Annotated in this window: 26 protein-coding genes and 1 riboswitch; of the genes, 21 read left to right on the top strand and 5 right to left on the bottom strand. The window is 60.1% G+C overall.

Annotated elements, in window-relative coordinates; all coding sequences use genetic code 11:
• Window positions 1-3: 3 nt before the first annotated feature.
• The 12 genes from ACQQ2Q_RS10065 (at window position 4) to cobO (ending at window position 12790) form a co-directional block, all read left to right on the top strand.
• Entirely contained in the window at window positions 4-999 is a 996-nt protein-coding gene (locus ACQQ2Q_RS10065) for an RluA family pseudouridine synthase (protein ID WP_428186937.1), read from the top strand.
• Window positions 996-1655, top strand: a complete 660-nt coding sequence (locus tag ACQQ2Q_RS10060) for an HAD-IA family hydrolase (protein WP_428186936.1) — start codon at window positions 996-998, stop codon at window positions 1653-1655. The genes ACQQ2Q_RS10065 and ACQQ2Q_RS10060 overlap by 4 nt, the downstream gene beginning before the upstream one ends.
• A 3-nt stretch (window positions 1656-1658) precedes the next feature.
• Window positions 1659-2462, top strand: a complete 804-nt coding sequence (locus tag ACQQ2Q_RS10055) for an ATP12 family chaperone protein (RefSeq protein WP_428186935.1) — start codon at window positions 1659-1661, stop codon at window positions 2460-2462.
• A gap of 61 nt (window positions 2463-2523) precedes the next feature.
• A complete protein-coding gene (locus ACQQ2Q_RS10050) occupies window positions 2524-3243 on the top strand; it encodes a hypothetical protein (protein ID WP_428186934.1) in 720 nt (239 codons plus the stop codon).
• 103 nt (window positions 3244-3346) lie between these two features.
• Window positions 3347-4879 carry an acyl-CoA carboxylase subunit beta gene (locus ACQQ2Q_RS10045; RefSeq protein WP_428186933.1) on the top strand — a complete coding sequence of 511 codons (1533 nt, stop codon included), beginning with the start codon at window positions 3347-3349 and terminating at the stop codon, window positions 4877-4879.
• Window positions 4880-4944: 65 nt separating this feature from the next.
• Window positions 4945-5327, top strand: a riboswitch (cobalamin riboswitch).
• Window positions 5328-5463: 136 nt separating this feature from the next.
• Complete coding sequence (locus tag ACQQ2Q_RS10040; protein WP_428186932.1) at window positions 5464-5742, top strand: hypothetical protein; 279 nt, start codon at window positions 5464-5466, stop codon at window positions 5740-5742.
• A gap of 1 nt (window position 5743) precedes the next feature.
• Complete coding sequence (gene cobU, locus ACQQ2Q_RS10035; RefSeq protein WP_428186931.1) at window positions 5744-6271, top strand: bifunctional adenosylcobinamide kinase/adenosylcobinamide-phosphate guanylyltransferase; 528 nt, start codon at window positions 5744-5746, stop codon at window positions 6269-6271.
• A gap of 3 nt (window positions 6272-6274) precedes the next feature.
• Window positions 6275-7357, top strand: a complete 1083-nt coding sequence (gene cobW / locus ACQQ2Q_RS10030; protein WP_428186930.1) for a cobalamin biosynthesis protein CobW — start codon at window positions 6275-6277, stop codon at window positions 7355-7357.
• A 13-nt stretch (window positions 7358-7370) separates the two neighbouring features.
• Window positions 7371-11306, top strand: coding sequence for a cobaltochelatase subunit CobN (gene cobN / locus ACQQ2Q_RS10025; RefSeq protein ID WP_428186929.1), 3936 nt, complete (start codon window positions 7371-7373; stop codon window positions 11304-11306).
• A complete protein-coding gene (locus ACQQ2Q_RS10020) occupies window positions 11299-11718 on the top strand; it encodes a GFA family protein (RefSeq protein WP_428186928.1) in 420 nt (139 codons plus the stop codon). The genes cobN and ACQQ2Q_RS10020 overlap by 8 nt, the downstream gene beginning before the upstream one ends.
• A complete protein-coding gene (locus tag ACQQ2Q_RS10015) occupies window positions 11715-12161 on the top strand; it encodes a GNAT family N-acetyltransferase (RefSeq protein ID WP_428186927.1) in 447 nt (148 codons plus the stop codon). The genes ACQQ2Q_RS10020 and ACQQ2Q_RS10015 overlap by 4 nt, the downstream gene beginning before the upstream one ends.
• Window positions 12158-12790, top strand: a complete 633-nt coding sequence (gene cobO / locus ACQQ2Q_RS10010; protein ID WP_428186926.1) for a cob(I)yrinic acid a,c-diamide adenosyltransferase — start codon at window positions 12158-12160, stop codon at window positions 12788-12790. Before ACQQ2Q_RS10015 ends, cobO begins: the two co-directional genes overlap by 4 nt.
• Before the next feature lie 77 nt (window positions 12791-12867).
• Here cobO and ACQQ2Q_RS10005 read toward each other — a convergent pair whose 3' ends face one another.
• A complete protein-coding gene (locus ACQQ2Q_RS10005; RefSeq protein ID WP_428187482.1) occupies window positions 12868-13653 on the bottom strand; it encodes a TSUP family transporter in 786 nt (261 codons plus the stop codon).
• A 149-nt stretch (window positions 13654-13802) separates the two neighbouring features.
• Window positions 13803-13973 (bottom strand): hypothetical protein, encoded by a 171-nt coding sequence (locus ACQQ2Q_RS10000; RefSeq protein WP_428186925.1) that lies wholly within the window; start codon window positions 13971-13973, stop codon window positions 13803-13805.
• Window positions 13974-14278: 305 nt separating this feature from the next.
• On the opposite strand from ACQQ2Q_RS10000, the gene ACQQ2Q_RS09995 reads away from it, so the two are divergent.
• The 9 genes from ACQQ2Q_RS09995 (at window position 14279) to ACQQ2Q_RS09955 (ending at window position 23129) form a co-directional block, all read left to right on the top strand.
• A complete protein-coding gene (locus ACQQ2Q_RS09995; RefSeq protein ID WP_428186924.1) occupies window positions 14279-15586 on the top strand; it encodes a sirohydrochlorin chelatase in 1308 nt (435 codons plus the stop codon).
• A gap of 2 nt (window positions 15587-15588) precedes the next feature.
• Window positions 15589-16242, top strand: coding sequence for a precorrin-8X methylmutase (locus ACQQ2Q_RS09990; RefSeq protein WP_428186923.1), 654 nt, complete (start codon window positions 15589-15591; stop codon window positions 16240-16242).
• Window positions 16235-17473 (top strand): precorrin-6y C5,15-methyltransferase (decarboxylating) subunit CbiE, encoded by a 1239-nt coding sequence (cbiE, locus tag ACQQ2Q_RS09985; protein WP_428186922.1) that lies wholly within the window; start codon window positions 16235-16237, stop codon window positions 17471-17473. The genes ACQQ2Q_RS09990 and cbiE overlap by 8 nt, the downstream gene beginning before the upstream one ends.
• Before the next feature lie 88 nt (window positions 17474-17561).
• The gene (cobI, locus tag ACQQ2Q_RS09980; RefSeq protein ID WP_428186921.1) at window positions 17562-18293 is read left to right on the top strand and encodes a precorrin-2 C(20)-methyltransferase; all 732 of its coding nucleotides are present in this window, start codon (window positions 17562-17564) and stop codon (window positions 18291-18293) included.
• A complete protein-coding gene (gene cobJ / locus ACQQ2Q_RS09975; RefSeq protein ID WP_428186920.1) occupies window positions 18290-20128 on the top strand; it encodes a precorrin-3B C(17)-methyltransferase in 1839 nt (612 codons plus the stop codon). Before cobI ends, cobJ begins: the two co-directional genes overlap by 4 nt.
• A gap of 85 nt (window positions 20129-20213) precedes the next feature.
• The gene (gene cobM / locus ACQQ2Q_RS09970) at window positions 20214-20999 is read left to right on the top strand and encodes a precorrin-4 C(11)-methyltransferase (protein ID WP_428186919.1); all 786 of its coding nucleotides are present in this window, start codon (window positions 20214-20216) and stop codon (window positions 20997-20999) included.
• Complete coding sequence (locus ACQQ2Q_RS09965; protein WP_428186918.1) at window positions 20989-21459, top strand: hypothetical protein; 471 nt, start codon at window positions 20989-20991, stop codon at window positions 21457-21459. Before cobM ends, ACQQ2Q_RS09965 begins: the two co-directional genes overlap by 11 nt.
• Window positions 21460-21600: 141 nt before the next feature.
• Window positions 21601-22062, top strand: a complete 462-nt coding sequence (locus ACQQ2Q_RS09960) for a GFA family protein (RefSeq protein ID WP_428186917.1) — start codon at window positions 21601-21603, stop codon at window positions 22060-22062.
• A gap of 104 nt (window positions 22063-22166) precedes the next feature.
• A complete protein-coding gene (locus ACQQ2Q_RS09955) occupies window positions 22167-23129 on the top strand; it encodes a nucleoside hydrolase (protein ID WP_428186916.1) in 963 nt (320 codons plus the stop codon).
• A gap of 34 nt (window positions 23130-23163) precedes the next feature.
• On the opposite strand, the gene ACQQ2Q_RS09950 is transcribed toward ACQQ2Q_RS09955, so the two are convergent.
• The 3 genes from ACQQ2Q_RS09950 to ACQQ2Q_RS09940 all read right to left on the bottom strand — a co-directional run bounded on the left by ACQQ2Q_RS09950 (window position 23164) and on the right by ACQQ2Q_RS09940 (window position 25636).
• Window positions 23164-23394: a GlsB/YeaQ/YmgE family stress response membrane protein gene (locus ACQQ2Q_RS09950; RefSeq protein WP_428186915.1), complete on the bottom strand. Its 231-nt coding sequence runs from the start codon at window positions 23392-23394 to the stop codon at window positions 23164-23166.
• 426 nt (window positions 23395-23820) lie between these two features.
• Window positions 23821-24522 carry a cobalt-precorrin-6A reductase gene (locus ACQQ2Q_RS09945; RefSeq protein ID WP_428186914.1) on the bottom strand — a complete coding sequence of 234 codons (702 nt, stop codon included), beginning with the start codon at window positions 24520-24522 and terminating at the stop codon, window positions 23821-23823.
• On the bottom strand, window positions 24506-25636 hold the full coding sequence (locus ACQQ2Q_RS09940; protein ID WP_428187481.1) for a cobalt-precorrin-5B (C(1))-methyltransferase: 1131 nt from the start codon (window positions 25634-25636) through the stop codon (window positions 24506-24508). The genes ACQQ2Q_RS09945 and ACQQ2Q_RS09940 overlap by 17 nt, the downstream gene beginning before the upstream one ends.
• Between the last annotated feature and the right edge of the window lie 29 nt (window positions 25637-25665).

Here is a 25665-nt window from a genome sequence, read left to right as displayed (position 1 = left end):
GACATGGCCGGCATCGAACATATCACAGTGGACGGGGAAGAGGCGGGTATGCGCCTCGACCGCTGGTTCAAGATCCATTATCCCGGCCTCGGGTTCGGAGCACTGCAGAAGCTTTTGCGGTCCGGTCAGGTGCGTGTCGATGGTGGCCGCGTCAAACCCGATGCGCGCGTGCAACCGGGGCAGGTCGTTCGCATTCCGCCGATGAATGTCGACGCGAAGGATACCAAGACCGGTCCGATTGCCAGCAAGGATCTCAAGCATGCCGGCGATGGAGAGCTTCTGTCGCGCATGCTGTTGCATGAAGACGACAAGGTCTTCATTCTCAACAAGCCTGCTGGCCTTGCGGTTCAGGGTGGTTCGGGCCTGACACGGCATATCGACAAGATGCTTGAGGCATGGACCAGCAAGAAGGGTGAAAAGCCACGGCTTGTTCACCGGCTGGACCGCGATACATCAGGGGTTCTCGTCGTTGCCCGCACCAGAGGCGCTGCGCAGAAGCTGACGGCAGCGTTCCGCGAGCGCGACACGAAAAAGACCTATTGGGCACTGGTCAGAGGCGTTCCGCGCAAGCACGAAGACAAGATTTCGAGCTGGTTGCTGAAGGAAGAGACCGAGGATGGCGACCGCATGCGGATCGCCCGGCACGGCGAAGAGGGTGCCGATCACGCCATTTCCTATTACCGCGTGCTGGAAACAGCGGCGCAGACCATGGCCTGGCTGGAAATGCAGCCGTATACCGGCCGCACCCATCAGTTGCGCGTTCATGCCCTGTCGCTGGGTCACCCCATCATTGGCGATCCGAAATATTTCATCGACGATCACAACTGGGAATTTCCAGGTGGCATCCAGAAACGACTTCATCTGCACGCGCGCCATATCGATATTCCCCATCCGGCGGGTGGTCGCCTGAAGGTCACGGCTCCCCTGCCGCCGCATATGGTGCAGAGCTGGAACCTCTTGGGCTTCGATGAGACTTCTGCCGACGAGGACCAGTCGTGAAGCTGGTTCTGTTTGACTGCGACGGAACGCTGGTCGACAGCGCCGCTCTGATCCATGAGGTCATGCGCCGCACCTTCATTCAGTACGGTCACCAAGCGCCGTCGCTCGACGACACCAAGTCGATTATCGGACTGACGCTCGATATTGCCATTGCGCGGCTTCTCGGTCGTCCGCATGCTGACGGCGAATGCGTGGAGATGATGGCTCACTACAAGTCGATTTACGCGGATGTCCGAAGCGAAAGCGGTGCCATTGATCGATTGTTCGACGGTATCCGGGACGTCATCGCCGAACTCGCTGAGCGCGACGACGTCATTATCGGTGCTGTCACGGGGAAGTCCCGCCGCGGTCTCGATCTCATTCTCGATACGCATGACTGGCGCCGCCATTTCTTCGTCAGCCGCACTGCGGACGATTGTCCATCGAAGCCGCACCCGGCGATGGTGAGCGAGTGCTGCGATGAGGCGGGTATTTCGCCAGCCGACACGATTGTCATCGGCGACGCCATCTATGACATGCAGATGGCCAAGGCCGCCGATGCCACTGCCATCGGCGTTTCCTGGGGCTATGCCTCGACGAACGCGCTCTGGCAGGCGGGTGCTGACGCCGTGATAGACCAGCCGGCGATGCTCTTAAGCTATATTCACAAGGGGTAACCCATGCGCGACGAACTCTCCGATATCTTCGGTCCCTTCATTCCTGAACTCAGTCATGAGGATCCGGTGCGGCGCGCGCAGATCCAGATGAAGAAGGCGCTGCCCAAGCGGTTCTACAAGGAGGTGGCCGTCGCACCATGCGATTCCGGCTTTCTCATCCAGCTCGATGGCCGCACGGTGAAGACACCGGCCAAGTCGGATCTGGCCATGCCGAATGCTGAACTGGCAGAGATGGTGGCAGATGAGTGGCGCGCACAGGTCGAGGTGATCAATCCCACCTCGATGCCAGTGACGCGTCTGGTCAATACAGCGCTCGATGGTGTGGCAGTTCAGATCGGGGCCGTTGCCGAGGAAATCGAGCGGTTTGCCGGCACCGATATGCTGTTCTATCGGGCCGACTCACCTGATGCTCTGGTCGAGCGCCAGACGCGGGAATGGGATCCGGTCCTCGCCTGGGCGTCTTCCAATCTTGGGGCGCGCTTTATTCTGGCTCAGGGCATCATTCATCAGCAACAGCCGGCAGAAGCGCTTTCAGCCTTTTCGAAGGCCTTGAAAAAATATCACCAACCGCTGCCCCTGTCTGCGATCCACGTGATCACAACGCTCACCGGTTCCGCCGTTCTGGCGCTGGCGTTCGCCGAAGGTGCGCTGGAGCGTGACGAGGTCTGGCGTCTTGCCCATCTGGAAGAAGATTGGACAATCGAGCATTGGGGTTCTGATGCCGAGGCGGAAATGCGCCGTGCAAAGCGTTTTGAGGAATTGCGGGCAGCATCGGCTGTGTTCGAAACGTTAAGAGCTGCTACTTAACCGTTTGCTAACTATAAATGCGCATGCTTTCGGCGTTACTTCATTTCGCCGGGAACCCGCTATGCTTCGTCGACTGCTGCCGATTGTCGCCACTCTTCTTGCTGCATTGACGCTTGCGGGCTGTGTCGCTTTTCCGACGGATCCGATCCGTCGGCCTTTCTTTTATGATGTGCGCGATGTCAGCGTGATCGCCAACGAGCAGGTCCCGCTTGCGCTCACTACGGGCGTGGACCAGCGCGTCTCGGCAGCAATCAAGGCTACCGAGCGGCGGGTGGCAACCGAACGGGTTGTGCTGACCGTAAAGATCGAAAGCTACCGCGCTGTCCGCTATCTCGGCGACAGGCGTGCGCTTGCACGCTTCAAGGTGACCGCTGCGGATGTCGTGACCGGTAATCCGGTTGCCGCCGGAAGCTTCCTTGTTCGCAGCAATACCGATAATCCAAACATCGCCATTCAGGCGCTCGCCGACGAGATCGCCGCGCGCATACGTTTTTCTTTCGCCCTGCAGACCCCGAGCCTCGTGCGTGTGGTCAAGCCGAAGCCTCGGACCTCGACCAGGCTGAAAACAGATTATGTGACCGAAGAAACCATCGCGCCTGACGCCACATTCGACGCCTTCGTGCAAAAGCCTGACGTCGCCGTCGAAGTCGTGAAGCCGACTGTGCGGTCGGGGACGAATCTGGAAGACGGGGCCAATGCCAGCATCAGCTTGTCACCGGCTCCAAAGGTGGAGACAGCTGCACCGAAATGCGCGTCCAATGACCCTGCCTGCAAACCATAGGCTGTCTCTTTCGGGTCCTAATACCAATAGCGAAGGCTGTTGCGCTTCAATCCGCAGCGTTGTCATGGTAAGCCCGCACATTCGTTGAGGATGAGGGGCTGCCATGAAGGAAATTCTCCGGGAACTTGAAGAGCGTCGCGAAAAAGCGCGGCTTGGCGGCGGACAGACGCGCATCGATGCCCAGCACAAGCGCGGCAAGCTGACTGCGCGCGAACGCATCGACATCTTTCTGGATGAGGGCTCCTTCGAGGAATTCGACATGTTCGTCGAGCACCGTTGCTCGGATTTCGGCATGGAGAATACGCGCATTTCGGGGGACGGTGTCGTCACCGGATGGGGCACGGTCAACGGCAGAACGGTCTTTGTCTTTGCCAAGGACTTTACCGTGTTCGGCGGTTCGCTGTCGGAGGCGCATGCCGAGAAGATCTGCAAGATCCAGGATATGGCGCTTAGAAACCGTGCGCCGATTATCGGGATCTATGACGCCGGCGGTGCGCGCATCCAGGAGGGTGTGGCAGCGCTTGGCGGTTATGCAGAGGTGTTCCAGCGCAATGTGCTGGCCTCTGGTGTCATTCCGCAGATTTCGGTGATCATGGGGCCCTGCGCCGGCGGTGACGTCTATTCGCCGGCCATGACCGATTTCATCTTCATGGTGCGCGATACCTCCTATATGTTCGTGACAGGCCCCGATGTGGTGAAGACCGTGACCAACGAGACGGTGACTGCGGAAGAATTGGGTGGAGCCTCTATCCACACGACCAAATCATCGATCGCCGATGGCGCCTATGAAAACGACGTGGAAGCGCTGCTGCAGGTGCGCCGGTTGATCGAGCTTCTGCCGCAGTCGAATACGGCGCCAGTTCCCGAGATCGAGTGCTTTCAGCCCGTTGACCAGACCGATACGTCTCTCGACACGCTGGTGCCTGCCAATGCCAACAAACCCTACGACATCAAGGAACTGGTCCTGAAGACGGCGGATGAAGGCGATTTCTTCGAGATCCAGGCAAGCTTCGCCAAGAATATCGTCTGTGGTTTCGGTCGCATCGAGGGGTCGACCGTCGGCTTTGTCGCCAACCAGCCAATGGTGCTGGCCGGCGTCCTTGATTCCGATGCCAGCCGCAAGGCTGCACGCTTCGTCCGCTTTTGCGATTGCTTCAACATTCCGATTGTCACCTTTGTCGATGTGCCGGGCTTTCTGCCGGGCACAGCGCAGGAATATGGCGGATTGATCAAGCATGGCGCCAAGCTGCTGTTTGCCTATGCCGAGGCGACCGTGCCGAAGCTGACTGTGATTACCCGCAAGGCCTTCGGTGGCGCTTACGATGTGATGGCGTCAAAGCATCTGCGTGGTGACATCAACTATGCCTGGCCAACGGCGCAGATCGCGGTGATGGGGGCCAAGGGTGCGGTCGAGATCATTTTCCGCAAGGATATCGCTGATCCAGACAAGATTGCCCAGCACACCAAGATGTATGAAGACCGCTTCCTGTCGCCGTTCGCGGCCGCCGAGCGTGGCTATATCGACGAGATCATCCGTCCGCAATCGACCCGCCGACGGCTGGCGCGCGGGTTGAAGATGCTGCGTAACAAGGACCTGTCCAATCCTTGGAAGAAACACGACAACATTCCTCTGTGAGCGAAGTCGTCCCCTGTCTTTTGAGGTCGCCGGTTTGATTGACTTCATTCGGCGGAACGCATAATCATGCGGGAGAATTGGATGGTTTCCGCTTCATCCTGGGATGACGCGGAGAGCAAAAGGGAATGCGACGGATGGACCCAAACAGGGCGTCCCAATCGCAGCCGACCCCGCGACTGTAGAGCGGCGAGGCTTTCTCATCCGTTTGTGCTGAAGACTGTCGAGATCGACCGCATGGTGCGGCGGCAGGTGGTCTTCCTGCAGGCGGAAAAGCCACTGAAAATGTGGTGCGAATAACCGGGGTTGGACGCCTCCTTATCTACGAATCGTCCGCCTTTCGCATCACGGTAGTTTTCGGGAAGGTGAGGGAAAGCCGTGGGCAAATGCGCGTGACTGCGCTGCGCCCGAAGCCGCGAGCCAGGAGACCTGCCGTCCTTCAGGGCCTGACGCCCGAAACTGGGGTATCTCCCCGTTGCCAGCACGGAGGTTGTCGTGGCGACATTTGGTGAAGCGCCCTTGCGGTCGCGTCTACGCTGTTGTTGCTGCCGGGAGGTCGCGTGCATTGCATGCGACATGCAAACCCGATGAAGCCTTCTGCATTGTTCAAACGCTGGACGGTCCTCTTGCTGGTCGTGGCCGCGCTGTTCTTTGCCATTCTGCCGCGCTTTATCGGTCGCAACGCCGAAGACCTGAATTCTGCCGCCGACGCGGAGGTGGAGCTACCCAATGTGGACAAGCTCCTGCCCGAGGAAGACAAGAGCAATCCCGATTTTGCCATTTCCGGCAAGGCGACCGCTAAGGATCGTACCGTGATCATCGGCAAGCCCGGCGGCCTGTTCGGCTCGTCCGACAAGGTGAATTGACGTGGCAGCGGATAAAACCAGAAATGTGACATTTGTTCTGGGTGGTGCGCGCTCCGGAAAGTCGCGTTTTGCCGAAAACATTGTCACAGATACGTGTCTGGACCGACATTACATCGCAACAGGACAGGCCTTCGATGACGAGATGCGGGCGCGCATCGCGGCCCATCGTTCGGATCGGGGTGAGGGGTGGATCACCCACGAGGCGCCACTCGAGCTGGTTGAGACGCTGACCTCGTCCAGCGCGTCACAGAATGCCGTTCTGGTCGATTGTCTGACGCTCTGGGTGTCCAATCTGATGCTGGCGGACAAGGATGTGGAGGGGCAGAGCGCCGGGCTGGCTGACTGCCTTCGCCATCTCTCAGGAGAGATCGTGATCGTTGCCAATGAAGTTGGGCTTGGGATCGTGCCGGATAATCGCATGGCGCGCAAATTTCGCGACCATGCGGGGCGGCTCAACCAGATGATCGCCGCACAAGCGGACACAGTGTATTTCGTAGCGGCCGGTTTGCCGCTGAAAATGAAGGGTTAAATCATGCTGCAGGCCAAAATTCCGGCAACCGTCATCACCGGCTTTCTCGGATCGGGAAAGACCACGATTATCCGCAACATGCTGATGAATGCCGGCGGCAAGAAGATCGCCCTCATAATCAACGAATTCGGTGATCTGGGTGTCGATGGCGATGTGCTGAAGGGCTGCGGTGCCGATAATTGCACCGAAGACGACATCATCGAGCTCACCAATGGCTGCATATGCTGCACGGTCGCCGATGACTTCATTCCGACCATGGAAAAGCTCCTGGACCGGCCAGACCGCCCCGATCACATCGTGATCGAGACATCGGGGCTTGCCTTGCCGCAGCCGCTGGTCGCGGCGTTTAACTGGCCGGGTATCAAGACGCGGGTGACGGTGGATGGCGTGGTCACGGTCGTCGATAGTGCAGCGGTCGCTGCCGGGCGCTTTGCCGATGATCACGACAAGGTGGACGCGCTTCGTGCGCTCGATGACAATCTTGACCACGAAAGCCCGATTGAGGAACTGTTCGAGGATCAGCTCACTTGCGCTGACCTGATCATACTCAACAAGGCCGATCTTCTGGAGGCCGAGGCGCTTGCCGACGTCAAGTCAAAGGTTGCCGGCCGCATTGCCCGCAAACCGTCATTGATCGAGGCCCGCCATGGCGAGGTTCCGGCACTGGTGCTTCTGGGGCTTGGTGCCGCTACGGAAGGCGACATCGACAATCGCAAGTCTCACCACGAGCTGGAGCATGCTGCGGCGCATGAGAGTGGCGACGACCATGATCATCTTCATCACCATGACCACGATGAATTCGAGAGCTTCGCGCTCACACTGCCATCGATTACCGATCCGGCAGCCTTTGCGGAGACGCTGAAGAACATCATTTCCGACCATGACATTCTGCGTCTCAAAGGGTTCATCGACGTGCCGGGCAAGCCGATGCGGCTTGTCATTCAGGCCGTGGGCACCCGCATCGACACCTATTTCGACAGGCCCTGGGCAGCCGGCGAAAAGCGCGAAACCCGGATCGTGGTCATCGGCCTGCATGACTGGGATTTCGGCGCAGTTGTCGAAGCGGTGGAAGGGGCGGCGGCTTAGCCGTCGTTAGGCAATGCACCTTCTGCTCGCCCAGAAAGGCACGATTGCCGACAGTGACGAGGCCATCGATCTGGGACAGACGCCGGGCGATGTGTTGTTCCTGTCTGCCGCCGATACCGAGCTTGCCGCCATCGCGGCTGCCTACCGCATGGTGGCCCCTGCGTTTTCGCTGAGGGTCGCAAGCCTTTCGAGCCTCAAGCATCCGATGTCGGTCGACGCCTATATCGAGCGCACTGCGCGGCACGCAAAGCTGATCGTCGTCAGGGCGTTGGGAGGTGCCGGTTACTTCCATTATGCGCTGGAGGCGCTGCATGCTGTCGCACGCCGCACAGGCGCTGCAATCGCGGTGCTTCCGGGCGATGACAAGCCGGATCAGGGACTGGAGAGTTTCTCGACGGTAGACGCTGACGCACTCGACACTCTGTGGGCCTATCTGATCGAGGGCGGGGCGGATAACAGCGAAAGCCTGATCCGCTTTTGCGCAGCGCTGATCGGCAAGGGCGACAAGCCGGAACCGGCGATCCCCTTGTTGAAAGCTGGTATCTGGTATCCGCGCAGGGGCGTGATCGGTGTTGAGGAATGGCGCACTTTGCAGCGCGCCATGTCCGTCGGTGGAGAGACAGATCTTGCCACCAATAAGGGCGATCTGGCTCCATCACCCGTCGTTGCCATCTGCTTTTATCGCGCGCTTGTCCAATCGGGTGACACCGCGCCTGTTGCTGCCTTGGTGGAGGCGCTGGATGTTGAGGGTATCAGGGCGCTTCCGGTGTTCGTCTCCAGCCTCAAGGATGCCGTTTGCGCCGATACCATCCGCTCGGTCTTTGGCGCCGTGACACCCGATGTGGTGATCAATGCCACGGGGTTTGCCGTGTCTGCGCCGGGCGCCGAGCGCAAGGCAACCGTTTTGGACGAGCAGGGTGCAGTGGTCCTGCAGGCGGTCTTTTCCTCCTCGTCGCGCGAGGGGTGGGAGAACAGCAGCCAGGGACTATCGGCGCGAGATCTGGCGATGAATGTGGCGCTGCCGGAGGTCGATGGCCGAGTGCTGTCCCGGGCTATCTCGTTCAAGTCGGCAGCCCGCTTCGATGCAGCCGTCGAAGCCAATATCGTCAGTCATCAGCCGGATACCAACCGCGCGGCCTTCGTGGCGCGCCTTGCTGCCAACTGGGCGCGGTTGAGGCGAACTTGCGCCAGGGACCGTCGTGTGGCGATCGTCATGGCCAATTATCCAAACCGCGATGGCCGGCTTGGCAATGGTGTGGGTCTCGATACGCCTGCTGGCACGATGGAAGTGCTGCGCGCGATGCAGGAACAGGACTATTCCGTCGACGATTTGCCCGCGGATGGCGATGCGCTGATGCAGCATCTGATGGCGGGGCCGACCAATGCCGCCAATGATGGTCGTGAGATCCGCGAGACGCTTTCGTTGAGTCGATACAAGACGTTCTTCGAGAGTCTTCCTATATCGATTCAAGACGCGGTCACTTTGCGCTGGGGGGCGCCTGAGCGCGATCCGTTCTTCCTCGACGGTCGCTTTGCGCTGCCGTTGACGCGCTTCGGCGACGTGCTGGTGGGTATCCAGCCGGCACGCGGTTACAATATCGATCCCAAGGAAACCTATCACTCCCCGGATCTTGTTCCGCCGCACGGTTATCTGGCGTTTTACGCCTATCTGCGGGAGGCCTATGGCGCGCATGCGATCGTGCATATGGGCAAGCATGGCAATCTCGAATGGCTGCCGGGCAAGGCACTGGCGCTGTCGCAAGCGTGCTATCCTGAAGCCGTGTTCGGCCCCTTGCCGCATCTCTATCCCTTCATCGTCAACGATCCCGGCGAAGGAACCCAGGCCAAGCGCCGCACAAGTGCCGTCATCATCGATCACCTGACACCGCCGCTCACACGCGCAGAAAGCTATGGTCCGCTGAAGGACCTGGAGGCACTGGTCGATGAATATTACGAGGCATCCGGCGGCGATCCGCGCCGCCTGAAGTTGTTGAAAAAGCAGATCCTCGACCTGATCGCCGATATCGGTCTCGATCAGGATGCCGGTATCGCCAAAGGTGAGGCGGAGGATACGGCACTTGAAAAGCTGGATGCCTATCTGTGCGACTTGAAGGAGATGCAGATCCGCGACGGGTTGCACATCTTCGGTCTGGCGCCGGAGGGGCGGCTGCTGACGGATTTGGTGGTGGCGCTTGCCCGTGTGCCGCGCGGCCAGGGCGAGGGCGGGGATGCGAGCCTGCAGCGGGCCATTGCGGGGGATCTCAAGCTGCAGAAAAAACCCTCCACAACCCCTCCACACAAGGGGGAGGAGCTGCTCCTGCATTCGGCGTCTGCCTTGGCGGTCGAGCGGGTGCCGCTTGTCGTCGCCCCCCTTGTGGGGGAGATGGCCGGCAGGCCAGAGGGGGACTTGGTTTCGACTTTCGACCCCCTCGACTGCGTCATGTCCGATCCGTGGACCGGAGCGAAACCCGCAATCCTCGCCGATCTCACGGACTCTTTCTGGCGCACCCACGGCGACACCGTCGAGCGCATCGAATTGCTCGCCGCCAAGCTCGTCTCCGGTGATTTGATCTGCCCCGAAAGCTGGCCGCTAACCCAAGCCGTGCTGGCAGAGATCGAAACCCGTCTCAAGCCCGCCGTCGTCTCCTCCGGCCCCGCCGAAATCCAGGGCCTGCTGAAAGGCCTTGCTGGCACATTCGTGCCTCCCGGTCCCTCCGGCGCACCGACGCGGGGGCGACCGGACGTGCTGCCGACCGGTCGGAACTTCTATTCCGTCGATAGCCGTGCGGTGCCGACGCCGGCGGCCTATGAACTGGGCAAGAAATCCGCAGAGCTTCTGATCCAGCGCTTTGTCCAGGACCATGGAGAGTGGCCGCTTTCCTTCGGCCTGACGGCCTGGGGGACATCCAATATGCGCACCGGCGGCGATGACATCGCCCAGGCTCTGGCGCTGATCGGGGTGAAGCCGTTGTGGGACATGGCCTCTCGCCGCGTTACCGGCTACGAGATCATTCCGCAGGCTCTGCTTGGGCGACCACGTGTGGATGTGACCCTTAGAATTTCAGGGTTTTTCCGCGATGCATTTCCGGAGCAGATCGCGCTCTTTGACAAGGCCGTGCGAGCGGTGGCGGCTCTGGACGAGGATGAGGCCGACAGCCCGATCGCTGGCAGGGTCAGGGCAGAGACTGCGCGACTGCTCAGCGAGGGGCTGGATGCGACCGCAGCTGCGCGCCGGGCGGGCTACCGTGTCTTCGGTTCGAAACCCGGTGCCTATGGCGCAGGTCTTCAGGCCTTGATCGATGAGAAGGGCTGGGACAATCGTGCGGATCTGGCCGAGGCCTATCTCGTCTGGGGTGGTTATGCTTACGGGGCAGGCGAAGACGGCCAGGCTGAACGAGGCTTGTTCGAAGAGCGACTGCGTTCGGTGCAGGCTGTGGTGCAAAATCAGGACAATCGCGAGCACGACCTGCTCGACAGCGATGATTACTACCAGTTCGAGGGCGGCATGACGGCGGCGGTCGAGCATGTTTCCGGAGCTCGGCCCAAGGTCTATCACAACGACCATTCCCGTCCGGAAAAACCGGTGATCCGGAGCCTTGAGGAAGAGATCGGTCGCGTGGTGCGCGCCCGCGTCGTCAATCCGAAATGGATCGCCGGTGTGATGCGCCACGGCTACAAGGGCGCCTTCGAGATCACCGCGACGGTCGACTACATGTTTGCCTTTGCTGCGACCACTGGCGCCGTGCGAGATCACCATTTCGAGGCCGTATACCAGGCCTTCATTCTCGACGAACGCGTGCGCGATTTCATGGCCGACAAGAATGCTCCGGCCCAGAAGGAGCTGGCCGAGCGCCTGATCGAGGCAATCGACCGTGGATTGTGGACGCCGAAGAGCAATTCGGCCAAGTTCACGCTGAGCGAGATGGTTCAAGGAGAACAACATGCCTGACGTTCACATTGGAAAACCGATGGCTTTGAGCGGACATTGCCTGTGCGGTGGCGTGCGCTTCCGCACAGTTGGCCTCGTGCGGACCTCCGGCCATTGCCATTGCGAAAGCTGCCGGCGCGCCGCGTCGTCCCCGGTCACCACATTCTTCACCGTGTCGCGCGAGGCTACGGAACTCGGTGGTGAGAGCCTGAGCTTCTATGCCTCTTCACCGGGTGTGCGCCGCGGCTTTTGCGGCACTTGCGGATCGCCGATGTCTTTTGAGACTGAGCGTCGACCTGACGATATTGATCTGTATGTCGCAAGCCTCGATGCCGGGCTATCCGTCCCGATTCGCGAACACTGGCACTGGGACGAACGCGTCGACTGGTTGACGATCGTCGACGACTTGCCGAAGAGCGAGGGCGGCGCATGACGAACGGGATCCGCATCGAGCTCGTCGAGAGTGACGATGAGGCCGTGGCCAAGGCTGTTGATGCCATTCTTGACGAGGCCGCTGAGGCACAAGGGCGCACCTTCGAAGGTCGAAAGGTGCAACTGCGCGCCGTCAACGCCGAGGGAAACATGCTCGGTGGCTTGTTCGGCGCACATCTGCAGCGCTGGTTCTTCGTCAAGCTCCTGGCGGTATCGGCTGAGGCGCGAGGCCATGGCATCGGCGCCCGACTGCTGTCCGAAGCCGAAGCGCTCGCCCGCAGAGAGGGCCTCGTCGGCATCTATCTCGACACATTCGAGTTTCAGGCGCCGCGCTTCTACCTGCGCGAGGGATATCGCGAAATTGGGCGTTTGCCCAAGGTCGGCGACGCCCCGCAGCGCATCTGGTTTGCAAAAGAATTCAACGATACGGGGAGTACGACATGACCGAGGAAACCACTGGGGCCGGCGAGGCCGATCTCGCGCGTCACGCGGAAAAGATGGCCAAGAAGAAGGCCGCCCGCGACAAGATCATGGCGACCAAGACCGGTGAGAAGGGCCTGATCATCGTCCATACCGGCAAGGGCAAGGGCAAGTCCTCGGCCGCCTTCGGCATGATTTTCCGTCACATCGCCCATGGCAAGAAATGCGCTGTGGTGCAGTTCATCAAGGGCGCGATGTCAACAGGCGAACGGGATATGATCCTGAAGCATTTCTCGGATCTTTGCGAATTCCACACCATGGGTGAAGGCTTTACCTGGGAAACACAGGACAAGGCCCGCGACATTGCCATGGCCAAGGCCGCCTGGGAGAAGGCAAAGGAACTGATCCGCGACCCTGCCAATTCCATGGTGCTGCTCGACGAGGTGAACATCGCCATCCGCTACGACTATATCGATCTCGCTGAGGTGCTGGAGTTCCTGGCGTCCGAAAAGCCCGACATGACCCATGTCGTCTTGACCGGCCGCAACGCCAAGGATGAGTTGATCGAGATCGCCGATCTTGTGACCGAGATGGAACTGATCAAGCATCCGTTCCGCTCCGGCATCAAGGCCCAGATAGGCGTCGAATTCTAACGGAGACATGGCCCCGGCTGGCAGTTGGCAATTCTGCTGGCCGTCGCTCGCTGCCTGGGCGGGGGCGGTGCGTTGTTCTAAACGCCGAGCCAGACGCGAACGGGGTTGGCCGGATCAGACAGAAGTTTGATTGCCATGGCAAGACAGGACAGGATCAAAAGCGGTTTGATGATCCGCGCGCCATTGCGCATGGCCAGGCGCGAGCCGATCTGGGCTCCGATGATCTGGCCGACACCCATGATCAGGCCGATTTTCCAAAGGATCGCGCCCGAGAAGATGAAGACGATGAATGCACCGACATTGGAGCCGAGGTTCAAGAGCTTGGTGTGGGCCGTTGCTTTCAGCATGCCGAAGCCCGCCAGTGACACAAAGCTCAACATGAAGAAGGACCCGGTGCCCGGCCCGAACAAGCCATCGTAAAGCCCGATCAGCGGAACGACGGTGACGCCGAAGGCGAAGGCTGCCATGCGGCGGTGGCTGTCGACGTCGGAGAGATTCGGTTTCAGGGCGAAATAGACGGCCACGGCGATCAGCAGGAAGGGCATCAGCAATTTCAGCACGTCGCCCGGCATGATTGTGGCAAGCCCTGCGCCCACTCCACCGCCAATCGTGGCGGCCAACGCCATCGGCAGCTGCGCCTTGAGGTCCACATGGCCCTTGCGGGCATAGGCGATGGTGGCCGAGGCTGCTCCGAACTGTCCCTGAAGCTTGTTGGTGCCAAGCGTCTCCAAAGGCGGGATGCCGGCGATCAGCATGGCGGGAATGGTAATCAGCCCGCCGCCGCCGGCAATGGAATCGACAAAACCCGCAGCAAGTGCTGCCGCAAATAACAAAAGCACGGTGAGATCGAAGAATTCCAGCACGGAAAAGCCTGCATCTATGACGTTAAGAGGCGGAACGTCCGCCACGTTTTAAGCTGCCCTATGCCACAGGAGGTTTGCTGGATAAAGCGCGATATTGATCATCCCCGGCGAGCGTTTGCAAACGCGCCGAGGATGAATGCTGCTTGCCGCTAAAGACCTTTGACGACGTTGCCCAGGCACAGCAGGCCGAATGCCGCGGTCATCAGCCAAAAAGCGGGAATGCCAACGAAATGCAGAACGTTGAAAACCATCAGCAGGGCGACGATTGCCAGGACGAGCGAGATCAGAAATACGATTTGTGTTGGGCGGCTGAGATTCATGGTGTTCTCTCCGGTGAATATCAAAGCACCATAGGACTATTGCCGGGCAGGTCAATGCGAGTTGCAAAGCATCAGTTCGCGCAATTATGGGCATGAATGGCGCAAACGGGTTTGACCCATTCGCGCGGCTTCGCTAAAGCTCGGACATGTGCGACGGCGCCTGTTCGACAGGCTGGAAATAGTCCGGTGCGGCTGACCCAATCAGGGGGCCAATTCCGGAGCTGTCCCAATGGCCAAAGAACCGCGTGTGAGCGTGGTTCCGGCGCTTCGTACATGAAACGGCATACGAAGCAGGAGGCCACGACATGGCGGAAAAACTCGGAATCATGGTGTGCGGACACGGCAGCCGCAATCAGAATGCAGCGCGCGAATTCGCGGTGATCGCTGAGGCTCTGAAGGCCCGAAATCCCGATATGCCCGTGGAATATGGCTATCTCGAATTCTGCAATCCGGTGATCGCCGAGGGTCTGGACAAATTGCGGGCCGAGGGTGTGACGCGCGTGCTGGCCATTCCGGGCATGTTGTTTGCCGCGGGCCATGCCAAGAACGACATTCCCTCGGTGCTCAATACCTATCAAGCGCAAAATCCGGGCATGGTCATCAATTACGGTCGCGAGCTTGGCATCGACCTGAAAATGATCCGAGCCGCCGGCGACCGCATTCAGGAGGCTGTCGAGAGCGCCAATGCCGAGTTCGGCTTCGTTGACAAGCACGACACACTTTTAATGGTGGTCGGTCGCGGTTCGTCCGATCCGGATGCGAATTCCAATGCCACCAAGGTCATGCGCATGCTGTGGGAAGGCCTTGGCTTCGGTTGGGGCGAAACCTGCTATTCGGGTGTGACCTTTCCGCTGGTGGAGCCGGGCCTGACCCATGCCGCAAAACTTGGCTACAAGCGCATCATCGTCTTTCCGTATTTCCTGTTTACTGGCGTTCTGGTGAAGCGGATCTATTCCTATACCGATGAGGTTGCGGCCAGATTTCCCGATATCCAGTTCGTCAAGGCAAGCTATCTCAACGATCATCCGCTGGTGCTCGACACGTTTCAGGACCGCGTCGGCGAGATCCTCGAGGGTGCGGCCGTGATGAACTGTCAAATGTGCAAATATCGCGAGCAGGTGCTCGGCTTCGAAGCCGATATCGGCCAGCCGCAGGAAAGCCATCACCACAATGTCGAGGGCATTGGCGGCGGGCTGGAAGACTGTCCGTGCAAGGGCGATTGCGATGCCTCTTGCCGCGATCCGGAATTCTGCAAGGCGCATGGTCTGCCCTGGACGCCGGTGCATAGTCACGACGCGCCGAACGATCTTGAGCCTGCATTCGACTATTCCGCGTCGTTCACGCTCGGTGGCAAATATGCCGGTCTAGCGAATAGGGACGTCGATCGAGACCTGCAGGCGGTGATGGATGCACCGTCGAGCGGCAAGGCTGCGGTCCATGAACATGGCCCCGATTGCGGCTGCGGCCATCACCATGGACATGATCACGGTCACAGCCACGCTCACGGACATGAGCACGACCATTCCCACGGGCACTCTCATGGTCACGACCATCATCATGCACCATACCCTCATGCGGACCATCCACTCGGGCCGAAATCGATGAAGAAATAGAAATGGCGGCGGCGGTGACATCCCTCGATTACATTCGCGATCCGGCTGAGATCTACCGACAGTCTTTCGAGACGATCCGTAGTGAAGTGGCTCTGGATGATTTTCCGGTTGTCATGCAGCCGCTGGTCATCCGTTTGATCCATGCCTGCGGTATGACGGATCTTGCCGCTGACATCGCATTTTCGGAGGGTGCGTTCGAAGCAGGGGCGGCGGCTCTCGCAGCCGGTGGTTCCGTGATCGTCGATGCGGAGATGGTGCGGCATGGTATTATCACGCGACTTCTACCGGCCGGAAACCAGGTGCTCTGCCTCTTGAACGACGCGCGCACGCGCCCCACGGCCGCCGAGATTGAAAACACCCGCTCTGCGGCCCAAGTGGATCTTTGGGATGCGCATCTTGACGGTGCCGTTGTCGCCATTGGCAATGCGCCGACCGCTCTGTTTCGGCTTCTGGAGCGGATAGACGCGGGCGCACCGAAGCCGGCGTTGATCCTCGGCTTTCCGGTCGGTTTTGTCGGGGCCGCAGAATCCAAGGATGCGTTGATCGCTGACAGTCGTGGCATTCCATACATTGCCGTTCGTGGGCGCCGTGGCGGATCGGCCATGGCTTCTGCTGCCGTCAATGCGCTTGGGGGAGGTCTCGGAACCAATGTCTGACGTCATCCTCGAACCATGGCTTACCATCATCGGCATCGGCGACAATGGGCTGAAAAGCCTGACGCCGGAGGCGCAGTCGCTTGTCTGGCAGGCCGAGACGCTGGTGCTGGGAGAGCGGCTCGATGCTGTGATCGACGGCAGCCGGTTACCGGATTTGAAGCGCATCCTCAACTGGAGCGGTGGTTTTCGCGATACGCTGGCCGAAGTGTTGAAGCTGCGGGGTACGCCGGTGACGGTGTTGGCCACCGGCGATCCCATGCATTACGGCATCGGGGCGACATTGCTGCGCTATGTTCCGGCGGAAGAAATTCGGGTATTGCCGTCACCCTCTGCCTTTTCTCTGGCGGCTTCGCGGCTGGGTTGGCCGTTGCAGTCTGTTACCTGCATTTCTTTGCATGGCAGGCCGCTGGCCAAGCTCAACCGGCATCTGATGCCGCGCCATCGCATTATGGCTCTGACATCCGGAACGGAAACCGTGATTGGCGCTGCGGCCTTGATGGTGAAGCGTGATTTCGGCAATTCATTGCTGACCGTGCTTGAACATATGGGTGGCGATGACGAGCGGGTTACCACCATGACGGCGAGTGACCTGCTGGCCGAGCAGCCGGAATTTTCCGCGTTTAATACGCTGGCTATCGATTGCGTTTCGGACTCGCCGCTCGTGTCTCCAATCGCCGGTCTGCCCGATGATGATTTCGTTCATGATGGCCAGATCACCAAGCGGGAAGTACGGGCCGTCACTTTATCTTTCTTGCAACCATTTCCGGAAGCGCTGCTTTGGGATGTGGGGGCTGGCTGCGGCACCGTGGCGCTGGAATTCATGCGGATCGGTCACGGCGCGCGGGCCATTGCGATCGAGGACAAGCCGGAACGCGTTTCGATGATCCGTGAGAATGCGGAAAAGCTCGGTTTTCCCGATCTCGATATTGTCGAAGGTCGCGCGCCTCACGCGCTGGAGCGGTTGGAAACGCCGGATGTCATCTTTATCGGTGGCGGCATAACCGGCGACGGGGTCTTCGACGCCTGCTGGCGCGCACTCCCGCCGGGCGGTCGCATCGTCGCCAATGCCGTGACGGTTGAGGGCGAGGCCAGGCTTGCCCAGCTGCAAAGCGAATTTGGCGGGGAGTTGACGCGTTTGACCGTGTCGCGCGCGGAACCTGTCGGTCGATATCTCGGCTGGAAGGGCCTGATGCCTGTGACCATCTGGTGGACGATGAAGGGGAACGGGTGATGACTTTGGCAGTGGCGTTGTCGGTCGAGAATGCAGGAGCTGCAATCGGCAGCCTTGTTCTCTGCCGTCCGGCGATTGGAGCGCGTCCATGAGCGGCAAACTCTACGGGCTTGGCCTTGGGCCGGGCGATCCGGAATTGATCACGCTGAAGGCCCATCGCATCCTCACGTCGACGCCGGTGATTGCCTATCCCGCCCCGGATACGGGACCGAGTTTCGCGCGCCAGATCGTCGCCTCTTATCTGGATGCCTCGCAGCTTGAGGTACCAATCGTCGTGCCGATGCGGGTGGAGCGGTTTCCGGCACAGGAGATCTATGATGCTGCCGCCAGCGAATTGTCGCGGCATCTGGATGCCGGCTCCAATGTCGCCGTCTTGTGCGAGGGAGACCCGTTTTTCTACGGCTCGTTCATGTATCTGTTTTCGCGGCTTTCGGGTCGATATGAGACCGAGGTTGTGCCTGGCGTCTCATCGATCATGGCCGGAGCATCCGCCTTTGGCCGACCGCTTGCGGCGCGAAACGATGTGCTTTCGGTGGTGCCGGGTCCGCTGGAAGATGTAATGCTGATGGCACGGATCGAGGCTGCTGATGCGGTAGCCATCATCAAGGTTGGCCGCCATTTCGCCCGTATTCGTGCCTTGATTGATCGATTGGGGCTCACGGATCGCGCCGCCTATGTCGAGCGCGTGTCTCTGGCAGAAGAGCGGGTCATACCGCTCGGTGACGTGCCAGAGGATACCGCCCCCTATTTCTCGATGATCCTGATCTACAAGGGTGCCGAGGCCTATGCCTTTGGCGCCGACAAAACGGAAACCGCATGATCGACTTGAACAAACCTGCCGTTCTCATTCTGACCCAGCGAGCCTTGCCTTTGGCCTCGCAGGTTGCTGCGCTGATTGACGGTGAGGTGCATGGCGCCGAGGCACGGGTCAGCGGCGCTGACCTGGTATTCCCAGAGACCAAGGCGCATGTGCGTGAACTCTTTCACGCAGGCCGTCCCATCATCGCCATCATGGCGTCCGGTGCGTTGATCCGCCTTCTCGCACCGGCTCTCGCAGACAAGAGCACCGAGCCGCCGGTGATTGCACTCTCCGAGGATGGCAAGTCGATCGTGCCGCTTCTGGGCGGTCACCATGGTGCCAATGATCTGGCGCGCTTGATTGCCGACGGGCTGGACGGCCATGCTGCCGTGACGACGGCTGGCGATCTGAGATTCGGCGTTGCACTGGATGCACCGCCTGCAGGCTATGTGCTGGCCAATCCGGACAATGCCAAGGCCGTGATGGCGGAGCTCGTCGCCGGTGCATCGGCGAGCCTGTCCGATCCCGATGGAATCGGTGCCAATTGGCTGAGGTCCTCGCGCATCCCGTTTGCGGACGATGCCGAGGTGACGCTGACAGTGACAGACCAGGCCCGGAACGGGGATCCGCTCGAACTCATCTACCACCCGAAAACACTGGTGCTTGGTATTGGCTGCGAACGTCATGCTTCAGCCGAGGAAGCAATCGCGCTGGCTGAAAAGGCGCTTGCCGATGGCGGATTTGCACGGGCGAGCCTTGCAGCCATCTGCTCGATCGATCTGAAGGCCGATGAGACCGCGGTCCATGCTGTTGCCAGCCATTTCGGCGTGCCGGCGCGCTTTTTCGATGCGGCAACGCTGGAAGCGGAGGCGCCACGGTTGAAGAACCCGTCGTCCATCGTATTCGCCGAGGTCGGGTGCCACGGTGTGGCTGAGGGCGCGGCGCTCGCGGCCGCCGGTCCAAAGGGTGTGCTGGTGGTGGAGAAGATCAAGTCCAGAGGCGCCACCGCTGCGATTGCACGCGCGACCGAGCCCGTCGATCCGCATAGCACCGGCCGCGCCCGTGGCACGCTGTACGTCGTCGGCATCGGTCCGGGTTCAGATGGCTGGCGTTCGCCGGAAGTGTCTCAGATGGTGGCGCGGTCCACGGATCTCGTCGGCTACTCGCTTTATCTCGATCTGCTCGGTGAGCTTGGCCGCGACAAGACCCGCCATGATTTCGATCTGGGCAAGGAAGAGGCCCGGGTTGTCCATGCCATGGAACTGGCGGGGCAGGGCAAGACCGTTTCGCTCGTTTGTTCTGGCGATGCCGGCATTTATGCCATGGCGACGCTGGTTTTTGAACTCTTCGAAAAGGGCGGCATTTCCGAGGCTGCCCGGCGGATCGAGGTGCAGAATTCACCGGGTATTTCGGCCCTTCAGGGTGCTGCAGCGCGGATCGGTGCGCCACTTGGACACGATTTCTGCACGATATCGCTGTCGGACCTTCTGACGCCCTGGGAACATATCAAACGCCGCGTCACAGCGGCTGGCGAGGGTGACTTCGTCATCGCCTTTTACAATCCGGTGTCGATGAAGCGCCGCACCCAGCTTGCCTGGGCGCGCGACACACTTCTCGACTATAGGCCATTCGATACGCCCGTCGTGCTGGCCACCAATCTCGGTCGGCCCGGCGAATTCGTCCGCACTGTTCCGCTGGGTGCACTCGACGTTGACGATGTCGACATGCTGACCGTGGTTGTGGTCGGCTCGTCGGAAAGCCGCACGGTAACCACCGGTGACGGCAAGACCTGGGTCTATACCCCGCGCGGTTATTCCGGAAAGTCCGATACCGGCATGACGGGGGCGGCAGAGTGATTGTGTCGCACAGTATTCGAGCCCCTCATCGGGTGGGGCAATGCTTTCGGCGTCGTCTGTCGCTTTGTTGTCTGAGGAGTTCTCCATGACTGTCTATTTCATCGGTGCCGGTCCCGGCGCGCCGGATCTTATTACGGTGCGCGGTTTGCGGCTGATCGAGCGCTGCCCGGTCTGCCTTTATGCCGGTTCTCTGGTGCCTGAAGAGATCGTCAAGGCAGCGCCCCAGGATGCGCTGGTCAAGGACACAGCACCCATGCATCTCGACGAGATCATCGCCGATATGGTCGCGGCCCATGATCGCGGTGAGGATGTCGCTCGGGTGCACTCCGGAGACCCCTCGATCTACGGGGCGACAGCCGAACAGATGCGCAGGCTCGATGCGCTGGATATTCCCTATGACGTGGTGCCCGGAGTGCCGGCCTTTGCCGCTACCGCCGCGCGACTGAAGACAGAATTGACCCTGCCCGAGATCGCCCAGACGGTGATTGTCACGCGAACCGGCATGAAGGCATCGTCGATGCCGGAATTCGAGACGCTGGAGATACTCGGTAAGTCCAGGGCAACGCTTGCCATCCATCTGTCGATCCGCAATCTGCCACATATACGCGAAACGCTGACACCCTATTACGGCGAGGACTGCCCTGTCGTTATTGCCTACCGTGCGACCTGGCCGGACGAGTTGTTCATCCGCACCTCGTTGAAGGACATGCAGGCCGCGGTGCGCGAGGCGAAGATCACCCGCACCGCTTTGGTCATGGTGGGCAAGGTGTTCGGGGAGGTCGAGTTCCGTGACAGCGATCTCTACAATTCCGGATTCTCTCATGTGCTGAGGAATGTCGGCAAGAAAAAGAAAGTCGCCAGTGACGGCTGAAAGCGGCTCTGCCGCTCAGCGTGGCAGGATTGTCCGGACAGTATTTGGCAGTTTTCTGATCTATTGTGCAGCCTTGGCGGCCGGCCTCATCACGACAGGCCTGATGTTTGTCGGCTATATCGCGCTTCGCATGGCAAGCGGTCTGCCGCCGGTCCTCAAGCAGGCCTTGGGCTACAACGTGATCGATGACGGTACGCCCTGGCAATGGACTTTCAATCTGCTGTTGTGGGGCCTGCCGGCGCTGCCGCTGTGCCGGTGGTTGCTCGGCTTCATCGCCGGACATCGGCCTCCCTGGGGCCGCATGTTTGCAGGTTTTGGTGCTCTTGGCGTGTTACTCTATTTTTGCGGTGTGCTGGCCTACGAGACCGATCTCGATCGCCGTCTTCTGGTGGCTTGCGGTGTCGTCGTCCTGTTGACCTTCGGTTTTGCCGCGACCCGTCGCTGGATCACCGTCGCCTGAGCGCCGTCAGGGCTTATGTTGGTGCCGCATCAAAGAACGGCATATTTCTAGCTGCAATGCATGGGGGCTCTCGACAGGTTGAGGGCTCTTCCGGGTTTGTGATAGTGCTGCGAGAGTTTCATTATTGTGGGGGAGAGTGGCATGAAGGAAGACGGGCGCGTTACCGAAGGTTCTTGTCGTTGTGGGCAGGTGCGCATGAAGCTGAAAGGCAAGCCCGCGCTCACGATGGCGTGCCACTGCACGGGATGTCAGAAGATGACGGCAAGCGCCTTTTCGCTCAGTGCCTTTTATCCCTTTGAGAATTTCGAGGTCTCAGGTCTCGAGCCCGTTATCGGAGGCCTACATGGCGACCTGGATCATTATTGCTGCCCCCATTGCCTGAGCTGGCTTTTTACCCGCGCGGAGCGAATGGGGCCGTTCGTCAATGTCCGTCCGACAATGTTCGAAAATGCCCGAAGCTTCATACCCTTCATCGAGTCCCAGACGGCGGAAAAGTTGTCTTGGGCAACGACGCCGGCAGTCCACAGCTTCGAGCGTTTCCCGCCGCCGGATTCCTATCCTGCGTTGATCACGGAGTTTGCGGCATCCGGTTTCGCCGATTGATGCACAGGCCACACTGCGCTTTTGTCGCTTGAACGGTCGGTGGCGCTTCTGTAAGTCGATCTGACGGCACTGGCCGGACACAGGTAATTTAATCGGTGACACTCATGCATAAAGTCATTTTCGATACGGATCCCGGCGTCGACGACGCGATGGCCTTGCTCTTTCTGCATCATCACCCTCAGATCGATCTTCTGGGCATCACCACCGTGTTCGGCAATGCCACGATCGAAACCACGACCCGCAACGCGCTCTATCTGAAGCGCGAATGGAAGATCGATGCGCCGGTTGTCCGTGGTGCCGGCGAAACCTTTTTGCCCAATCGCGTCAGTCATGAACCGCCAAAATATATTCACGGCGATGATGGGCTGGGCAATATCGGTGTTCCGGATGACGTGGGCATTCACGCCGATCCAAGGCTCGCCCACCGTTTCATCATAGAGGCGATCAAGGCCGACCCCGGTGAAGTGACGCTCGTGGCTGTCGGTCGGATGACCAATCTGGCGCTGGCGCTGAGGGAAGCGCCGGAGATTGCCAAGCTGGTCAAGCAGGTCGTCATCATGGGCGGTGCCTTTGAGGTCAACGGCAATGTCACGCCCGCTGCCGAGGCCAATATTCATGGCGATCCTGAAGCTGCCGACGTGGTGTTCACCGCAGACTGGCCGGTTGTCGTTGTCGGTCTCGACGTGACCATGCAGACGGTCATGACCAATGGACAGCTGGCTGATATACGCGACGCGGCGGGCTCAAGCCGCGCGCGCCTGCTGTTTGATCTCTCGCAATTCTATATCCAGTTTTACCAGAGCCGGGTTCCCGATGGCATGGTGGTGCATGACAGCTGCGCCTGCGTCTATGTCGTGGCGCCGGAATTGTTTGAGACCCGCAAAGGGACCATTCGCGTGGTCTGCGGTGGTATTGCCGACGGTCAGACGATTCAGAAACCGGACGGCCGCGGTTTCGGTCCTTCTGAATGGGACAATCTGCCGAGCCAGACAATCTGCACCGGCATCGACGCGCCTGCGGTGCTGAAGCTCATTCATGATGCGATCGTGTCGGTGAAGGAAGACTGATCGTTTTAAATGCGGACTATGGAGGCTGGTGAGACTAAAGTTTCCTCAGCGTTCCGCAGACGAGTGAGAGGATGACAGCGCACAGGGCAGGTGTGATCACCGTGCCGACATAGCCGACCAGATGGACTCCGGCCAGCGGGGGCATGTAGATCGCAATCAGCCCGCCGATGACGCCGATCATCATGTCACCAAGCGCGCCAAAATTGGCCTCCAGCACCAGAATGCCGGTGAGCCAACCGGCAATGACGGCCGGTAGCAGTGCCATCGCCAACTCTTCCATTAGGAGACACTCCGCAAACGCCGCTTGTGCGGGGGCGAGGCGTGCGCGTCCTTTGATGCGCTGGATGGACTGTTCCCATTCGGCACATATGCGGCCTGGGCGTTAATGTCTTTGCAAGCACGCTCCAGTTTGACGCTGCTCCATTTCTGGTGGAGCTCTGGTGAGCACTTAACACGCCAAAATTTCACGGCCCGCCGTTTGGTTGCGCCTGAACCAGCATTCATGGCGACATTTCTCCCTTACCCCAGAGATTTCGCTTCCGAGATAATATGTGCCAAGCCGCCTGGATTGAGAATATCGTCTATCCAAATTCTCTAATGTATATAAATTTCCAGTAAATGCACACGCCAGACGTGTCCCGCATTGGTGCAGAACACCGGTCTTCGATGGCAATGACGGGTGGAGATGAGACTACGGAGTGCGCGGGTTGTCCAGGCGAGACAGAAGGATGACCGGGATGGCGAGCCGGCGTGCCGCTTCGATCTTGCCGTAGCTGGCGCGACCTCCTGAATTGCGGGCTACCAGATGGGTGATGCCATGCTCTTTAAAGAGCGCTCCTTCCGTGTCTTTGTCGGGTGAGGGCTTGCCGATCACCAGCTCGTGTGAGGGCAGGTCAAGCGGTGCCAATGGCGGATCGACCATTCGAATAACGAAGTGGCAATCCGGGCGGCTTTCGAAGGCTTTGAGATATTGCCGTCCCAGTGCGAGAAAGACGCGGGCACCGGCGGGCAGGGCGCTTGCAGCCTCCTCCAGAGATGCAACCTGTGTCCAGAGATCGCCATTCTCGGGTTGCCATTCCAGACGTTGCACGTGCTCGAGCGGCACTCCGGCCGCCTTGCTGGCAAGTCTTGCGTTTTCTGATATGCGGCGCGCGAATGGATGTGTGGCGTCAATGACGCGTGTGATGCGCTGATCTCGCAAATAGGCGATCAGCCCATCCACGCCGCCAAAGCCGCCGATACGAACCTCGCCAGAGGGTAGCGCCGGCTCTGCGGTGCGCCCGGCAAGCGAGGTGATGACGCGGGCCTCTCCAGACGCCGTCAGCGTATTTGCCAGTGCATGGGCTTCTGCTGTGCCGCCCAATATCAGAATGGTCTCACCCGGCGCGGCCAATGATTTTGCCTTTCCGGTCAGTGACGACGATATCGATTTCGACGGGGGCACCGCGCAAAATGCCAAGGGCTGCATCCCGCGCCCGGGCGGCGACGATCGGGGGGAGGTCGATGCCGTTTTCGCGAGTCAGCTCAAGGACTTCCAGGGCAGTATTCGCATTTTGAATCTGCTCCTTCAAAGGGTGAGTGAGGCTCTCGGGTACAATCAGGGATTCCAGAAACCCCATGTCGACCTGGCTTCTTGCCGAGTGCAGATCCATGGCGCCTTGTGCCAGCTTTGTCAGCTTGGCGAAGCCGCCGGCAATGGTGAGGCGCGCAACGGGATGGGCGCGCACATATTTCAAAAGCCCGCCGGCGAAATCGCCCATGTCGATCAGCGCGCCTTCCGGAAGACCGTAAAGTTCTTGTCCAGCCTTCTCAGAGGTCGAACCTGTCGCGCCGAGCAGATGTGTCAAACCTTCGGCACGGGCGACGTCTACACCACGATGGATGGAGTGGATCCAGGCTGCGCACGAGAAGGGATGAACGACGCCGGTTGTGCCGAGCACAGAGAGGCCGCCGACGATGCCAAGCCGCGGGTTCCATGTCTGTTGCGCAACGGTCGCTCCGCCCGGAATAGAGATGGTTACCTCGACATCTGCGGGCCTGCGATGTGCCGTACACAGCGCCTCGACTTCTGCCGTGATCATGGCACGGGGTACGGGGTTTATGGCAGGTTCACCGACGGGCAAAGGCAGGCCGGCCTTGGTGACTGTTCCAACGCCGTCGCCGGCGACAAAGCGGATACCGCTTCCGGGGGCTGAAAACCGGACAGACGCCATTACGGTGAGCCCATGGGTCACATCCGGATCATCGCCCGCATCCTTGACGATGCCTGCCGTAGCAACGTCGTGTTCGAGGCTTTCCTGCGTCAGCGCGAAGGCGGGCTCCTCGCCGCGCGGGAGCCGGATCGAGACGGGATCTGGAAAGGTGCCGGTGATCAGCGCAGACAGTGCCGCCTTGGTGGCCGCGGTTGCGCAGGCGCCCGTCGTCCAGCCGGTGCGCAAGGTCCCTTCGGGCTTGTCACGGTTTTTGCCGGAATCGGCATCGGATGGTTGCGCTGCGGCCTTGCTCATGCTGGTCTTATAGGCCAGCCTTGTGACGG

The sequence above is a fragment of the Agrobacterium sp. ES01 genome (assembly GCF_050320885.1).
In the GTDB taxonomy this organism is placed as follows: Bacteria; Pseudomonadota; Alphaproteobacteria; order Rhizobiales; family Rhizobiaceae; genus Allorhizobium.
This window is presented reverse-complemented; position numbering and strand designations above follow the sequence as displayed.

Excerpts from the sequence above, each read along its gene's own strand:
- ACQQ2Q_RS10065 (WP_428186937.1), top strand. The coding sequence starts at position 4 with ATGGCCGGCATCGAACATATCACAGTGGACGGGGAAGAGGCGGGTATG.
- ACQQ2Q_RS10055 (WP_428186935.1), top strand. The coding sequence starts at position 1,659 with ATGCGCGACGAACTCTCCGATATCTTCGGTCCCTTCATTCCTGAACTC.
- ACQQ2Q_RS10050 (WP_428186934.1), top strand. The coding sequence starts at position 2,524 with ATGCTTCGTCGACTGCTGCCGATTGTCGCCACTCTTCTTGCTGCATTG.
- ACQQ2Q_RS10045 (WP_428186933.1), top strand. The coding sequence starts at position 3,347 with ATGAAGGAAATTCTCCGGGAACTTGAAGAGCGTCGCGAAAAAGCGCGG.
- ACQQ2Q_RS10040 (WP_428186932.1), top strand. The coding sequence starts at position 5,464 with ATGAAGCCTTCTGCATTGTTCAAACGCTGGACGGTCCTCTTGCTGGTC.
- cobW (WP_428186930.1), top strand. The coding sequence starts at position 6,275 with ATGCTGCAGGCCAAAATTCCGGCAACCGTCATCACCGGCTTTCTCGGA.
- cobN (WP_428186929.1), top strand. The coding sequence starts at position 7,371 with ATGCACCTTCTGCTCGCCCAGAAAGGCACGATTGCCGACAGTGACGAG.
- ACQQ2Q_RS10020 (WP_428186928.1), top strand. The coding sequence starts at position 11,299 with ATGCCTGACGTTCACATTGGAAAACCGATGGCTTTGAGCGGACATTGC.
- ACQQ2Q_RS10015 (WP_428186927.1), top strand. The coding sequence starts at position 11,715 with ATGACGAACGGGATCCGCATCGAGCTCGTCGAGAGTGACGATGAGGCC.
- cobO (WP_428186926.1), top strand. The coding sequence starts at position 12,158 with ATGACCGAGGAAACCACTGGGGCCGGCGAGGCCGATCTCGCGCGTCAC.
- ACQQ2Q_RS10000 (WP_428186925.1), bottom strand. The coding sequence starts at position 13,973 with ATGAATCTCAGCCGCCCAACACAAATCGTATTTCTGATCTCGCTCGTC.
- ACQQ2Q_RS09995 (WP_428186924.1), top strand. The coding sequence starts at position 14,279 with ATGGCGGAAAAACTCGGAATCATGGTGTGCGGACACGGCAGCCGCAAT.
- ACQQ2Q_RS09990 (WP_428186923.1), top strand. The coding sequence starts at position 15,589 with ATGGCGGCGGCGGTGACATCCCTCGATTACATTCGCGATCCGGCTGAG.
- cbiE (WP_428186922.1), top strand. The coding sequence starts at position 16,235 with ATGTCTGACGTCATCCTCGAACCATGGCTTACCATCATCGGCATCGGC.
- cobI (WP_428186921.1), top strand. The coding sequence starts at position 17,562 with ATGAGCGGCAAACTCTACGGGCTTGGCCTTGGGCCGGGCGATCCGGAA.
- cobJ (WP_428186920.1), top strand. The coding sequence starts at position 18,290 with ATGATCGACTTGAACAAACCTGCCGTTCTCATTCTGACCCAGCGAGCC.
- cobM (WP_428186919.1), top strand. The coding sequence starts at position 20,214 with ATGACTGTCTATTTCATCGGTGCCGGTCCCGGCGCGCCGGATCTTATT.
- ACQQ2Q_RS09960 (WP_428186917.1), top strand. The coding sequence starts at position 21,601 with ATGAAGGAAGACGGGCGCGTTACCGAAGGTTCTTGTCGTTGTGGGCAG.
- ACQQ2Q_RS09955 (WP_428186916.1), top strand. The coding sequence starts at position 22,167 with ATGCATAAAGTCATTTTCGATACGGATCCCGGCGTCGACGACGCGATG.
- ACQQ2Q_RS09950 (WP_428186915.1), bottom strand. The coding sequence starts at position 23,394 with ATGGCACTGCTACCGGCCGTCATTGCCGGTTGGCTCACCGGCATTCTG.
- ACQQ2Q_RS09940 (WP_428187481.1), bottom strand. The coding sequence starts at position 25,636 with ATGAGCAAGGCCGCAGCGCAACCATCCGATGCCGATTCCGGCAAAAAC.